This is a genomic window from Brasilonema sp. UFV-L1, assembly GCF_012912105.1.
Lineage (GTDB): Bacteria > Cyanobacteriota > Cyanobacteriia > Cyanobacteriales > Nostocaceae > Brasilonema.
In genome coordinates this window covers 1-13,422 of record NZ_QMEA01000034.1, presented here as the reverse complement: position 1 = coordinate 13,422, position 13,422 = coordinate 1, and the positions used below count along the sequence as shown (strand labels likewise).

Genomic DNA, 13,422 nt, shown 5'->3' with positions numbered 1-13,422 from the left:
TACAGCGTTCTTAATGCTAATTCCGGAAAATATCACGGTAGGCTAAACCCTACCTCGTGGCTTTCATCCGACGCATTGTCCCCTAAAAATTTAGCCAGCCCTCTAACATTAATAACTCGTTGGCAACACAGTGAAACCAGCAAACTTGGCTGGCTAAATTTTTTACGTGTTAGACCCCCGCCCCGGTCTGAAGCGCCGAAATCGGTACTACGTACCTCTTCCTCCGGGGTTTTCAGCCTACCCCTTATAATTGCATCAAAGGAAAGTCCTTGATCAAGCAATTCGAGAACGCTCTGCACTGTAATTCGTGTACCCACCATACAAGGTTTACTGAAGTGAATTTGAGAATTAACTGAAATTCTGTCCATATTACTTAAAACCGTAAAATGCGTTTCCCTAATTCTAAGCAGGCACTTGAATATTCTGACTACCTGCAAGTCCAAATGCTGTATGAATGACTTGCAACGCCTTCACACCTTCTTCTTGCGCGACAACACAACTAATCTTAATTTCCGAAGTCGTAATCATTTGGATATTAATTTGGTGCTGCGCTAGCGCTTTAAACATCGTAGCTGCAATGCCTGGTTGTCCAATCATACCTGCTCCGACAACACTGACTTTGGCGATCGCACTATCTAACACCACTTCACCCCATCCATATTCTGCTGCTGCTTGCTGGAGCATGTTTTGTGCTGCTTGTGCATCTATTCTGGCAACAGTAAAAGCAATATCTCTTGTAGGAACTCCATTCATCATATGACAGCGTTGGGACTGAATAATCATGTCTACGCTGATGTTGTATTGCGCCAACAATCCAAATATCTTCGCCGCCGTTCCTGGACGATCTTGTACTTGGCGAATTGCCAAACGCGCTTGCTTGAGATCTAGCGCGACACCTCTTACGGGAGGATGGGGGGAGTGAGGGAGTGAGGGAGTGTTAGCGAAGCGATCCGTAGGCTGGGAGTGAGGGAGAGTAAAATTCCTCTTGTCCTCTTCAATTTCAAAGGCACTTCGGAGGGAAGCGATCGCGCGATCGCAATCCGCATGACTAATCACGCAACTCACTTTGATTTCGCTCGTAGAAATCATCTGGATGTTAACACCAGCTTCTGCAAGGGTAGCAAACATCTTTGCCGCAACACCAGGACGTCCTATCATTCCCGCACCTGCAATGCTAACTTTAGCAATGTTCTGCTGCACCATCACTTCTGCTTCTTCATTTTCTGTTACCTTTTGACTACGCAGAACAGGAGCAATGGCTTGTGCTACAGCTTCCGCCTTTTTCAATATTGGTGTCATCACGGTAAAGGCAATATCGTTTGTATTCCCTTCGTGAATTGATTGAATAATCAAATCCACATCCACATCTTGACGAGCGATTTCTCCAAATAACCGTGCTGCTACACCTGGTTTATCTGGTACACGTAACATCGACACTTTTGCTTGATTAGCATCAAATTCAATCTCATCAACTGAACGAGCAATTTCCAAATCCACAAGTGAGCGCGGACGTGGCGTTGGTGAAATCACCCAAGTTCCGGGATCATCTGTCCAACTAGAGCGTACCACTAAAGGAACGCCATAGTTTCTGGCAATTTCTACAGCACGAGGATGCAAGACTTTTGCCCCCAAACTTGCGAGTTCCAGCATTTCATTGCAGGTAATTTCATCTATCAGTTGTGCTTCTGGAACCAAACGGGGGTCTGTGGTTAAAATCCCTGGTACATCGGTATAAATTTCACAAAAATCTGCGTGCAATGCTGCTGCCAAAGCCACCGCTGAGGTATCTGAACCGCCACGTCCCAATGTCGTAATTTCTAATTCCTCAGTTCTGGTAATACCCTGAAAACCAGCTACAACAACAACTTTGTTTTGATTGAGATGTCGCTTGATGCGCTCTGTTTCAATATGTAAAATTCGCGCCCGAGTGTGTTCTGCTTCAGTAACAATTCCTACTTGTGCTCCTGTCAAAGAAATGGCTGGCTGTCCAAATTCTTGCAAAGCCATACTGACTATGGCAATGGATACTTGTTCACCCGTCGAAAGCAACATATCCATTTCCCGGCTGTTGGGATTTTTCGAGACTTCGTATGCTAACTTCACAAGTCCATCGGTGGTTTTCCCCATCGCGGAAACCACAACAACAACAGAGTTTCCTGTTTTAACAGTTTTGCACACGCGCTGTGCAACAGCTTGAATGCGTTCGACAGAACCGACAGATGTACCACCGTACTTTTGAACTATAAGTGCCATAACTTTTATGGTGTTGTTTATGCCTATGAAAATCTATGCCCGCACTGAACCAGCAAGCCTTGACGGCATATTTGATTCCTCACAGGGATAAATAGCAGGTGATTAGGCAAGACTCTAATGATGTATTAAGCAGATTATACACTTTGAGAAGAACACAGAACACAGTCTAGGAGTGATATTACTCATACGCGCGTTGTATTCATCAGATGACACGATATTGCCACAAACTGGAAATGAGTCGATCAGATTTCCTAGTTCATAGTTCATGATGTTAGCGATCTGCGCTTCCTTGCAGCAGCGTTTGCGCAAAGCGCCCGAAGGGTTTCTGGAGGAAACCCTGTCATTGCCCCACTATCCATCCCCACCCTGTAGAGGGATGGGGAATTCTGTGGAATCAGTTAGCCATTAAGTTCAGCTATTCCTATAGGACAAGCAACGTTTGTCCCTCCTAACCCACAATAGCCATTGGGATTTTTTGCCAGGTACTGCTGATGGTAGTCTTCAGCGTAATAGAATTCAGGAGCATCAAGAATTTCAGTGGTAATTTTCCCATAACCTGAAGCACTGAGGGCTTGCTGATAGCTGTCTTGCGATACTTCTGCTAGCTTCTTTTGATTTTCTGAAAACACGTAAATTCCTGAACGGTACTGAGTACCCACATCGTTACCCTGACGCATTCCTTGAGTGGGATTATGGTTTTCCCAAAAGACTTTTAGTAACTCAGAATAACTAATGACTTTTGGATCAAAGACGACTTGTACTACTTCATTGTGACCTGTGCGTCCGCTACAGACTTCTTTATAAGTCGGGTTGGGAGTGATGCCAGCAGCATAACCGACTGCTGTGCTGTAAACTCCTTCTAGTTGCCAGAATTTGCGTTCTGCACCCCAAAAGCACCCCATACCAAAGATTGCGATTTCCATTCCTTCTGGATATGGGGGTTTGAGCGGATGACCATTCACATAATGACGGTCTGGTACTGGCATTTTTTCTGACCTTCCTGGCAAAGCTTCTTCCGGTGTCGGCAGAGTTGACTTTTTACCAAATCCAAATATTACCATAGGTTTCTTCTCTGGGTTTTTCTGAAAATGTTCTTTAGCTTACTGATGCTTTTCAATACTAAGCACGTTTAGAAAATAGATTTTAGTGTGCTGCTGCTTGGAAGTATTATAGACAAATGTTAAGTCAGTGCGATACGCTTTGCGTCAAGGCTCCCTCTGGGAGTATCGCAAAAAGGCGGTCACTCTGTGTCATGGCTCTCAAGTTGGCGCAAACCGTGCGAAGTTTTTTGTTTATTAACTGATAACTGAAAACTGTTAACATTCCTTATCATTTGGTTTAAGCTTTGCTTTACGAATTAATTGGGCGATCGTACGAGATAGGGAAAGCCCAGACTCTTCGGCGAGCTTTTCCAGTTTCTCCCGTTCAAGGTCATTTAATGTAACGTTTAGTCTACTTTTCTTCGTTGCCACGGTACAAAAGTGGTGTAACTATGGTACGTGTTGTCAAGCTTAAAAGCTCTGCGGTATCTGGATTATTACCGTTTGTAACAAAATTGTAAGTTGTGACAAGTTTTAACACACAAGGTTCCCCCTTACATTGTATAAAGATTTTGAGAGGCAAAAAAAACAAGCAGCTAACGGCTTAATTATTTTCTCTGAGACTTGTTAACCTCTAAAATTTTAAAAGTGAGGTTTTCTCAGATTCGTTAAACAACGTTACACTGTTACAAGCTAGATGGAAACAGGCAAATACGAGGAGTCTTGAGATTCCTGATGCCCTCCATCGCTGCTAATAGCCGCTCTTTGGTGCCCAAGCAGGCTAAATTCACAAAACTGAACGATTCAGTTGTGAAACCACCTCGTAACCCAAACAAACACATTAGGAGACCAAATTTATGTTAGACGCATTTGCAAAAGTTGTTTCTCAAGCTGATGCACGTGGTGAATACCTAAGCGGTAGTCAACTAGATGCTCTGACAGCAATGGTTGCAGATGGCAACAAGCGGATGGATACCGTTAACCGCATTACCAGCAACTCCTCCAAGATTGTTGCTGATGCTGCTCGCGCTCTGTTTGCTGAACAACCCCAACTGATCGCTCCTGGTGGCAACGCTTATACCAGCCGTCGGATGGCAGCTTGCTTGCGCGATATGGAAATCATCCTGCGCTATATCACCTACGCTATTTTTTCTGGAGATGCCAGTGTACTGGAAGACCGCTGTCTGAACGGTCTGAGAGAAACTTATTTGGCGCTGGGAACCCCTGGTGCTTCAGTGGCAACGGGTGTTCAAAAAATGAAAGACGCAGCTCTTGCAATTGCAGGTGACACCAACGGTATCACCAGAGGAGATTGCAGCGCGCTGATGTCAGAAGTTGCTAGCTACTTTGATCGTGCGGCTTCTGCTGTTGCCTAATCTAAGGTTCATGAGTCATAAGTCATTGGTCAAGAGTCATGAACAACAGACAAAAGGCAAATGACAAAAGACAAAATAGCTTTCAAGCAAAACTTTGTAAAACAACAAAAGAGAAACTAAACCAATGAAAACCCCACTCACTGAAGCCGTATCAGCTGCTGATTCCCAAGGACGTTTCCTGAGCAGCACAGAACTCCAAGTTGCTTTTGGTCGTTTCCGTCAAGCAGCAGCTAGCTTGGAAGCTGCTAAAGCTCTGACCTCTAAAGGACAGTCTCTGGCTGACAGCGCTGCAAACGCAGTCTACCAAAAGTTCCCCTACACCACCCAAATGCAAGGTGCTAACTACGCCTCCACCCAAACAGGTAAGGCAAAGTGCGCTCGTGACATCGGCTACTATCTGCGGATGGTCACCTACTGCCTAGTTGTTGGTGGTACAGGTCCATTGGATGACTACTTGATTTCTGGAATCGCTGAAATCAACAAGACATTTGAATTGTCTCCTAGCTGGTACATTGAAGCACTCAAGTACATCAAAGCTAACCACGGTCTCAGCGGAGATCCTGCAGTAGAAGCTAACTCTTACATCGACTACGCCATTAACGCTCTAAGCTAATAAACACGCTTGGCCCGGTAGGGTAAACAGCTTTGCCATCAGTTGATGATTAGTTGTTCACTCTACCGGGCTGTTTTATTAGGATTAGGCAAGTACTATACCTTGGAAAAATTGTCAAGTAGACAGTTGAAATAGGGAGGCAAATATGGCAGTTTTTGCTGGTTCAGAACGATTAGGAATTACACCGAGCGAATCGTCAGCATGGGTAGAATTGCACTCTGATGACAGTGCAGAAGAAATTGAGGTTGTCATCCGCGCTGTCTATCGACAGGTGTTGGGCAACTCCTATGTGATGGAAAGTGAGCGACTCGTAGTGCCTGAATCCCAACTGAAGCGCGGCGAAATTTCAGTTCGCGAGTTTGTACGACAAGTTGCCAAGTCGGATTTATACCGCGAGAGGTTTGTTGAAAATTGCTATCGTTACCGCACCATTGAACTGAACTTCAAGCATTTGCTTGGTCGGGCCCCAAACGATTACAGTGAAATGGTTCATCACAGCCAAATATTGGATGAAAGTGGTTTTGAAGCAGATATTGATTCCTACATTGATTCACTAGAATATCAACAGAATTTTGGCGAAAACGTAGTGCCTTACCATTTAGGCTTTACGACTCAAGTAGGGCAAAAAAACGTTGGGTTTAGCCGGATGTTCCAACTGTTCCGGGGGTACTCCAGTAGCGATCGCGCCCAAAAACAAAATCAAGGACGGCTGACTCGCGAAATAGCTCAAAATACTGCCTCACCCATATATGCAGCCTCCAGTGGCTCATTGACAGGTATCTCATCAGGTAGTCGTGGCGGAAGTACTTACCGACTGCGAGTCATGCAGCCGCCGTCTGCTAAATCGCCTGTTATCCGGCGTGTTACCACTGAAGTTGTTGTACCCTTTGAGCAACTTTCTAGCAAGTTGCAACAACTGAATCTCAAAGGCTTCAAAGTCATGAGCATTACACTTTCTTAGTGAATCATGAGTCATTGGTCAAAAGACAAAACAGAGATGACAAATGATGAACTTAGTTAAGAAGGAGATTTTTTGAAATGGCTATTACAACAGAAGCATCCCGCCTTGGAACCTCAGCCTTTAGTGATTTTTCCCCTGTAGAACTGCGTAGCAGCGCGGATGTTCCATATGTCATTATGGCTGTCTATCGTCAGTTGTTGGGCAATGATTATTTAATGAAATCGGAACGCCTCACCAGTATTGAGTCGCTTCTGGCAAATGGCAAGATAACCGTGCAAGAATTTGTGCGGCAGGTTGCTAAATCAGAACTGTACAAATCTAAGTTTTTCTATAACAGTTTCCAAACCCGAACCATCGAGCTCAATTATAAGCACTTGTTAGGTCGGGCACCATATGATGAAGCTGAAATCATCACTCACTTGGATTTGTATCAAAACAAAGGTTACGAAGCCGATATTGATTCCTACATAGATTCACCTGAGTATCAAGCAAACTTTGGTGAAAATATTGTGCCATATTATCGTGGCTTCGCAACTCAAACCGGTCAGAAAACCGTTGGGTTTAGCCGGATGTTCCAACTGTATCGCGGTTATGCTAACAGCGATCGCGCTCAGTTTGCTGGTAACAGTCCACACCTCGTCACAGAATTAGGACGTAATACCGCAACGGCCGTTGTAGCACCAGGTAGCCCAGGCTTTGGCTATCGTCCTTCAGGTAAAGGAGTGACTCCTAATACTGCTTTCGGTGGCTCAACAATTTATGGCGATCGCCGCCTATACCGTGTAGAAGTGTCTGCTATTCTAACCCCCAAATATCCGCGTGTACGCCGCAGTAACAAAGCTGTTGTCATTCCTTATGAACAGCTATCAGATTACATGCAACGGGTACAACGTGAAGGGGGCAAGATTGCCAGCATTACGCCGTTGTAGTGATCATCGGGTAGTGTTTTTTGGTGGCAAAAACCACAATCGGCAATCAGCTGTAGATAGTTTTTACTGCTGATTGCCGATTCTTTGTCACCGAAAATATCACGGATAATCTGTGTATATATGTGGTAGATTTTGAAAATCCAATTTTTAAAAAAGTTTTTATTTTATAATTCATAATTGAAGTCAGAAATATTATGGATTTTGACACATTTGAACCGGAGAAATCAAGTAGCACAGAATCTTTAACTATCGAAGCGGCGATCGCCAACCTCCAAGGAGACGACTTAGGCTTGCGGGTGTATGCAGCTTGGTGGTTAGGTAGGTTTCGAGTACGAGAAACCGCAGCAGTTTCAGTTTTGATTCAAGCATTAAAAGACGAAGCCGATCGCACAGAAGATGGTGGATATCCACTGCGACGAAATGCTGCTAGGGCATTAGGCAAGTTAGGCGATCAAAAAGCAGTACCACCACTGATTCAGTCTTTAGACTGTTCCGATTTTTATGTGCGAGAAGCCGCAGCCCAATCGTTAGAGATGCTAGGCGATCCAGTTTGTATCCCTAATCTGATTTCGCTACTTAAAGCAGGCTTGCAAGGAGAACAACTTGTCAGCAATCAGCCAGACTTCTCTCAACCCTACGATGCTATTTTAGAAGCACTAGGAACTTTAGGAGCAACGATTGCTGTTCCCTTGATTCAACCATTTTTGGATCATCCAATCGAGCGAATTCAGTATGCTGCAGCACGAGCCATGTACCAGTTAACTCAGGATATGATCTATGGAGAACGCCTGGTACAAGCGTTGACAGAACAAGATTTGCAACTGCGGCGAACCGCACTTGCAGACTTGGGTGCCATTGGATACTTGCCAGCAGCAGAGGCGATCGCTCAAACCCTTGCTGAAAACAGTTTAAAACTGATTGCGCTCAAAGGACTTTTGGAACACCAGATTTATATGTCACCTGCCAACGAATTATCCGAGGGTGCTATTCGGGTGATGACATTAATGGATGGGTTACTTTGATTAAGAAGACCACACAGTAGGAACACAGAACCCAGAATGCATCCCCATAAAGAAATGATACCCTCAAAGAAGTATGACAGCTTGTCTTTTGACGCCAAGTGCAATGAACAAGAAAATTATGAAGGAGATTCTACCGAATAAGCCTTTTTTGTAGAGAGAACACGGCATGAAAAAAATTCTTTCAGTATTGTTGTTGGGCATAGCAATTTTCACGTTCGCCTTCAATCGTCCAGCGCTTGCAGGAGATGCAGTAAAAGGAGCAAAAATCTTCAGTGCTAATTGCGTTTCTTGTCATGCGGGTGGGAAAAACCTGGTTCAAGCTAACAAAACCTTGAAGAAAGACGCTTTGGAAAAGTATGGCATGTACTCAGAGGAAGCTATTATCACTCAAGTGACAAAAGGTAAAAATGCCATGCCCTCCTTCAAAGGTCGTTTGAAACCTGTACAAATTGAAGATGTCACAGCATACGTACTGGAAAAAGCTGATAAGGGATGGAAATGAACTGAACAATCTGACGCTCTAATGTTATCAGGAAGAGTTACACAACGAGCAACGTTTTAACTTTCCTCAGAACAATATTCCGTCCACAAGTAGGGCTTGAATCACCCCTTGTGGGCAGATGTGCATGAACAGATTTCAACTCAAATATCTTCTCTGTGTGCTATCCTCAACTTTGCAGAACGAGCGCGGGGATTCTTGACAATTTCCTCTTCTTGTGCTTCTATCGGCTTTTTCGTCAAGACCTTTAATAAAGGGGAATCTTTGAAACTATGTTTGACTATGCGGTCTTCTAAGCTGTGAAAGCTGATAATTGCAATTTTGCCACCTGGTACAAGAGCATTCGGTGCTTTGTTTAAGAAAGTTTCTAAAGATTTTAGCTCGTCATTGACGACAATTCGCAACGCTTGAAAAACACGCGTCGCTGGGTGAATTCTGCCGTAACGATATTTTGGGGGAACACAATAGGCGATCGCCTGTGCTAATTCAGTTGTCTGATGAAATGGACGTTGTTCAACAATACGTCTAGCGATGCGCCGTGACAACCTTTCTTCACCATATTTAAAGAAAATATTTGCCAGTTCAGCTTCATCCCAGTCATTAATCACATCAGCCGCCGTCAAAGATTGTCGCCTGTCCATCCGCATATCCAAATTTGCTTGGGCGCGAAAACTAAAACCTCGTTCCGACGTATCTAGATGATGAGAACTAACGCCCAAATCAGCAATAATTCCGTGGAACTTATTCGGTGAAAATTCGTAATTTGCAAAGTTGACATGAATAAATTTTACACGCTCATGAAACACAGCTAATATCTTTTGCGCCGCTGCCAAAGCCTCCTCATCCTGGTCAAGAGCGGTTATCTGCACATCGGGCGCAGCCTCAAGAATAAGGCGAGTGTGACCGCCACCGCCGACCGTTGCATCCAAATAATGCCCACCGGGACGCACAGCCAAACCCTCAACAACCTCCCTACCCAAAACAGGCACATGAAAAAATTCTTGTGCCTTCATTCCTTGGACCTCATGCTCCATATAATAGTTGAGTAAGTGCAATAAAACGAAACATCAAACAAAAACCCTCAACTGCCAACCTCTCTCCAGCTTACCGCTTACTCCGCGCTCTGTTGCGATCAAACGGACAATTGCTACCCTACGGGAAGGCGTTCCGCCTACAACGGAGAGAATCTCCCCACAGCACTGTCCTCCACTTTGCAAGAACGGGACGGACTGTTTGCCCTGGAGGGAAAGCCTCCAAGGTAACTGTCATCGAGAACCCTCTCTGGGCAAAAGTCCTCGCCTGCACGGTTCAATTTTAAAATTTTTCCAAACCGGAGAACACTGTTTTTATGGCAAGATTAGAAACCCGCACTGAACCCATGGTACTGAACATGGGTCCCCACCATCCCTCAATGCACGGGGTACTGAGACTAATTGTCACTCTGGATGGCGAGGATGTCATTGACTGTGAACCAGTACTTGGCTACTTGCACCGGGGAATGGAAAAAATTGCGGAGAACCGCACCAACATTATGTACGTCCCTTATGTGAGTCGGTGGGACTACGCGGCGGGGATGTTCAACGAAGCCGTCACTGTTAACGCCCCAGAAAAACTGGCAGACATTCCTGTCCCCAAACGCGCCAGCTACATCCGCGTTATCATGCTAGAGTTGAACCGCATCGCCAACCACTTGTTGTGGTTTGGTCCATTCTTAGCTGACGTCGGTGCTCAAACTCCCTTCTTCTATCAATTCCGGGAACGGGAAATGATTTACGATTTATGGGAAGCCGCTACAGGTTACCGCATGGTAAATCACAACTACTTTCGTATCGGTGGTGTAGCAGTTGACTTACCATATGGTTGGGTTGACAAATGTCTCGACTTCTGCGACTACTTCGTGCCTAAAATAGACGAGTACGAGCGCTTAGTCACCAATAACCCGATCTTCCGGCGTCGTGTTGAAGGAATTGGCACCATCACCCGTGAAGAAGCTATTAACTGGGGACTTTCTGGTCCAATGCTACGTGCTTCTGGTGTGAAGTGGGACTTGCGCAAAGTTGACCACTATGAATCTTATGATGATTTCGACTGGGATGTGCAATGGGAAACCGCTGGTGATTGCCTAGCCCGTTATATGGTACGGATGCGGGAAATGCGCGAATCAGTCAAAATTATTAAACAAGCCATCAAAGGACTTCCCGGTGGTCCTTATGAAAACCTCGAAGCTAAGCGCTTAGCAGCAGGGAAAAAATCAGAGTGGGATAGCTTTGATTATCAATACGTCAGCAAGAAAATTGCTCCCACCTTCAAAATTCCTAAAGGTGAAATTTACTCTCGTGTAGAAAGTGGTAAAGGTGAACTGGGAATTTATTTGATTGGTGATGACAATCCCTTCCCTTGGCGGTGGAAAATTCGCGCTGCAGATTTCAATAATCTGCAAATTCTGCCTCATCTACTCAAAGGTATGAAGGTGGCGGATATTGTCGTGATTTTGGGTAGTATTGATGTCATTATGGGTTCTGTAGATCGGTAGCTTTAACACTCCCACGGCTATGTGGGAGTGTTAAAGGCGCTGTCTTTGTTCGTGTCACCGGGATTTTTGTCTTCAATTGCTCGTTCCCAAGTCTGAGCTTGGGAATTGTGCTTTCTAGCGCTACTCGTCTGGTGGTAAATTGTAGGAGGTTAGGATTCGCGCACTTCGATTGGGAAACTAATACCTGTCATCGATGACAAGGAGTAATAGTTATGAAGTTTGGTTACACAGTCATTTGGGTGGATGATGTGGTTAAGACCGTTGAATTTTACGAGAAAGCATTTGGTCTTGTTCGTCGCACTCTCGATGATCGAGGACGATTTATGTGGGCTGAAATGGAAACCGGAGACACGACTCTTGCTTTCTCTTCCACCAGCGAAGCGCATACGCTATTACCCAAAGGCTTCCATCCCAACGATCCTAAACAACCTCCTGCATTAATTCAGATATCATTAATCACTCCTGATGTTTCAAGCGCCTACATGAAAGCGATCGCAGTGGGAGCAATAGGACTAGATGTGCCGAAAGCTCAACCTTGGGGACAGACAATTGCTCGCGTCCGCGATCCAAACGGCGTTCTTGTATCTTTAGTTAACCGCCACACAGTTCACAATTAACAATTATCAGTTATCAGTTAACAGTTAACTGTTATCAAATTGTTGTTCATTGATAACTGATAACTGGTTTCATAACTCATAAATTTATAATGGATTCCAACACCACATTGTATGAAATAATTAGACATAGTATTGCAAATAGTACCCAAAAGCGAATAACTTTCGCTGAATACATGGATATAGTATTATATAATCCTGAACTTGGTTACTATTCGACGAAAGCACTAAACCTGGGAAAAAAAGGTGATTTTTTCACTTCTGTTCACCTTGGTCCTGATTTTGGCGAGTTACTGGCTGTGCAATTTCTCCAAATGTGGGAAATTTTAGAACAACCGATACCATTTTCTCTGGTAGAAATGGGAGCTGGTCAAGGACTATTGGCTTTGGATATTCTTAAATATATTCAACAGAAGTCTCCTGAGTTTTTGAATGCTCTAGATTATGTGATTGTAGAGAAGTCTTCAGTTTTAAGACAGGAACAACAGCAACGTTTGCAAGAATTTTCTGTACGTTGGTTGAATTTGGAGGAAATACCTAGTCAGTCTATCACTGGCTGCTTTTTTTCTAACGAGTTGGTGGATGCTTTACCAGTGCATCAATTTGTTTTAGAACAAGGGCGATTGCAGGAAATTTATGTGACAACGTCTTGTCTGGAAAGCCTGGAAACAGAAGATGATGAACATTTCGCCGACAAGCGCCCAAGCGCACACAGAACTCAAGAGGATTCTGGAAACTTTGCATTCCAAGAAGTGACGGGAGAACCTTCTACGCACAGACTTGTGGAATATTTTGATTTGGTAGGAATAAAGATTAGTGATTATCCTGATGGTTATCGTAGTGAGGTGAATTTAGCTGCTTTGGATTGGTTGGGTTTTGTGGCAAACTGTTTGCAGCGTGGATATGTGTTGACGATTGATTATGGTTATTCTGCCAGTCGTTATTATAATCCGAGGCGATCGCAAGGTACGTTACAGTGTTACTACAATCATCAACGCCATAATGACCCGTATATTAATATTGGGAAACAGGACATCACGGCTCATGTTGATTTTACTGCTTTGGAACGATGGGGTGAGCGATGCGGATTAGATAAAGTTGGCTTTATAGAGCAAGCATTGTTTTTGATGGCTTTGGGATTAGGAGAACGAATTGCTGCCCTCTCTTATACAGAACAATCTATTGCACAATTGCTGCATCGCCGGGATCTAATGCATCAACTTTTAGATCCTTTAGGTCTTGGTGGGTTTGGTGTCCTAGTTCAAAGTCAAGGACTGACACAGGCAGAAGCAGCACAACCGTTGAAGGGGCTGAGTATGCCAGAGTAAAGGCGAATATGAAAAATTCAGCTCTATTAACAGTGTGTTGGTGATTGTTAGTCTACCATAGCAGTGATTACATTAGAAATAATAATTTCAAGAGGGTAATAATAATGACTCTTCACGATCTTTTCATGCTAGTGTTGCTACTTGTTCCTGGTCTTTTGCTTTCAGTGATGATTATGGTGACTTTTGCCGCAGGTGGCTAATCGGGAGTAGAGGGAGGTGGGGAGATCTCCTGCGGAGGAATTCAAAATTCAAAA

Annotated in this window: 13 protein-coding genes; 9 read left to right on the top strand and 4 right to left on the bottom strand. The window is 44.2% G+C overall.

The genetic code is table 11. The features are described 5' to 3' along the window. Positions 1-32 precede the first annotated feature (32 nt). The 3 genes from DP117_RS12305 to msrA all read right to left on the bottom strand — a co-directional run bounded on the left by DP117_RS12305 (position 33) and on the right by msrA (position 3,314). Positions 33-368, bottom strand: a complete 336-nt coding sequence (locus tag DP117_RS12305; protein ID WP_169218595.1) for a DUF433 domain-containing protein — start codon at positions 366-368, stop codon at positions 33-35. 34 nt (positions 369-402) lie between these two features. Next, positions 403-2,253, bottom strand: a complete 1,851-nt coding sequence (locus DP117_RS12300) for an aspartate kinase (protein ID WP_169218594.1) — start codon at positions 2,251-2,253, stop codon at positions 403-405. A gap of 398 nt (positions 2,254-2,651) precedes the next feature. Continuing rightward, a complete protein-coding gene (gene msrA / locus DP117_RS12295) occupies positions 2,652-3,314 on the bottom strand; it encodes a peptide-methionine (S)-S-oxide reductase MsrA (protein ID WP_169218593.1) in 663 nt (220 codons plus the stop codon). Between the two features lie 836 nt (positions 3,315-4,150). On the opposite strand from msrA, the gene DP117_RS12290 reads away from it, so the two are divergent. The 6 genes from DP117_RS12290 (at position 4,151) to petJ (ending at position 8,696) form a co-directional block, all read left to right on the top strand. Then, positions 4,151-4,669, top strand: coding sequence for a phycocyanin subunit beta (locus DP117_RS12290; RefSeq protein ID WP_169218592.1), 519 nt, complete (start codon positions 4,151-4,153; stop codon positions 4,667-4,669). 124 nt (positions 4,670-4,793) lie between these two features. Then, positions 4,794-5,282, top strand: a complete 489-nt coding sequence (gene cpcA / locus DP117_RS12285) for a phycocyanin subunit alpha (protein ID WP_169218591.1) — start codon at positions 4,794-4,796, stop codon at positions 5,280-5,282. Between the two features lie 145 nt (positions 5,283-5,427). Then, positions 5,428-6,243, top strand: coding sequence for a phycobilisome rod-core linker polypeptide (locus DP117_RS12280; protein WP_169218590.1), 816 nt, complete (start codon positions 5,428-5,430; stop codon positions 6,241-6,243). 77 nt (positions 6,244-6,320) lie between these two features. Next, positions 6,321-7,172, top strand: coding sequence for a phycobilisome linker polypeptide (locus tag DP117_RS12275; protein WP_169218589.1), 852 nt, complete (start codon positions 6,321-6,323; stop codon positions 7,170-7,172). Positions 7,173-7,366: 194 nt separating this feature from the next. Next, positions 7,367-8,194 (top strand): HEAT repeat domain-containing protein, encoded by an 828-nt coding sequence (locus tag DP117_RS12270; RefSeq protein ID WP_169218588.1) that lies wholly within the window; start codon positions 7,367-7,369, stop codon positions 8,192-8,194. A gap of 166 nt (positions 8,195-8,360) precedes the next feature. Next, on the top strand, positions 8,361-8,696 hold the full coding sequence (gene petJ, locus DP117_RS12265; RefSeq protein WP_169218587.1) for a cytochrome c6 PetJ: 336 nt from the start codon (positions 8,361-8,363) through the stop codon (positions 8,694-8,696). Positions 8,697-8,836: 140 nt separating this feature from the next. Here the strand turns inward: petJ and rsmH are convergent, their stop codons facing one another. Beyond that, positions 8,837-9,727 (bottom strand): 16S rRNA (cytosine(1402)-N(4))-methyltransferase RsmH, encoded by an 891-nt coding sequence (gene rsmH, locus DP117_RS12260; protein ID WP_169218586.1) that lies wholly within the window; start codon positions 9,725-9,727, stop codon positions 8,837-8,839. A gap of 314 nt (positions 9,728-10,041) precedes the next feature. On the opposite strand from rsmH, the gene DP117_RS12255 reads away from it, so the two are divergent. The 3 genes from DP117_RS12255 (at position 10,042) to DP117_RS12245 (ending at position 13,168) form a co-directional block, all read left to right on the top strand. Continuing rightward, positions 10,042-11,226 (top strand): NAD(P)H-quinone oxidoreductase subunit H, encoded by a 1,185-nt coding sequence (locus DP117_RS12255; protein ID WP_169218585.1) that lies wholly within the window; start codon positions 10,042-10,044, stop codon positions 11,224-11,226. A 212-nt stretch (positions 11,227-11,438) separates the two neighbouring features. After that, on the top strand, positions 11,439-11,843 hold the full coding sequence (locus tag DP117_RS12250; RefSeq protein WP_169218584.1) for a VOC family protein: 405 nt from the start codon (positions 11,439-11,441) through the stop codon (positions 11,841-11,843). A gap of 89 nt (positions 11,844-11,932) precedes the next feature. Continuing rightward, positions 11,933-13,168 carry a class I SAM-dependent methyltransferase gene (locus DP117_RS12245; protein ID WP_169218583.1) on the top strand — a complete coding sequence of 412 codons (1,236 nt, stop codon included), beginning with the start codon at positions 11,933-11,935 and terminating at the stop codon, positions 13,166-13,168. Positions 13,169-13,422: the final 254 nt, after the last annotated feature.

Bases quoted from the DNA above. Each gene is read 5' to 3' on its own strand.
- DP117_RS12290 (WP_169218592.1), top strand. From the start codon at position 4,151: ATGTTAGACGCATTTGCAAAAGTTGTTTCTCAAGCTGATGCACGTGGT.
- DP117_RS12250 (WP_169218584.1), top strand. From the start codon at position 11,439: ATGAAGTTTGGTTACACAGTCATTTGGGTGGATGATGTGGTTAAGACC.
- DP117_RS12270 (WP_169218588.1), top strand. From the start codon at position 7,367: ATGGATTTTGACACATTTGAACCGGAGAAATCAAGTAGCACAGAATCT.
- cpcA (WP_169218591.1), top strand. From the start codon at position 4,794: ATGAAAACCCCACTCACTGAAGCCGTATCAGCTGCTGATTCCCAAGGA.
- DP117_RS12300 (WP_169218594.1), bottom strand. From the start codon at position 2,253: ATGGCACTTATAGTTCAAAAGTACGGTGGTACATCTGTCGGTTCTGTC.
- msrA (WP_169218593.1), bottom strand. From the start codon at position 3,314: ATGGTAATATTTGGATTTGGTAAAAAGTCAACTCTGCCGACACCGGAA.
- DP117_RS12305 (WP_169218595.1), bottom strand. From the start codon at position 368: ATGGACAGAATTTCAGTTAATTCTCAAATTCACTTCAGTAAACCTTGT.
- DP117_RS12255 (WP_169218585.1), top strand. From the start codon at position 10,042: ATGGCAAGATTAGAAACCCGCACTGAACCCATGGTACTGAACATGGGT.
- petJ (WP_169218587.1), top strand. From the start codon at position 8,361: ATGAAAAAAATTCTTTCAGTATTGTTGTTGGGCATAGCAATTTTCACG.
- DP117_RS12280 (WP_169218590.1), top strand. From the start codon at position 5,428: ATGGCAGTTTTTGCTGGTTCAGAACGATTAGGAATTACACCGAGCGAA.
- rsmH (WP_169218586.1), bottom strand. From the start codon at position 9,727: ATGGAGCATGAGGTCCAAGGAATGAAGGCACAAGAATTTTTTCATGTG.
- DP117_RS12275 (WP_169218589.1), top strand. From the start codon at position 6,321: ATGGCTATTACAACAGAAGCATCCCGCCTTGGAACCTCAGCCTTTAGT.
- DP117_RS12245 (WP_169218583.1), top strand. From the start codon at position 11,933: ATGGATTCCAACACCACATTGTATGAAATAATTAGACATAGTATTGCA.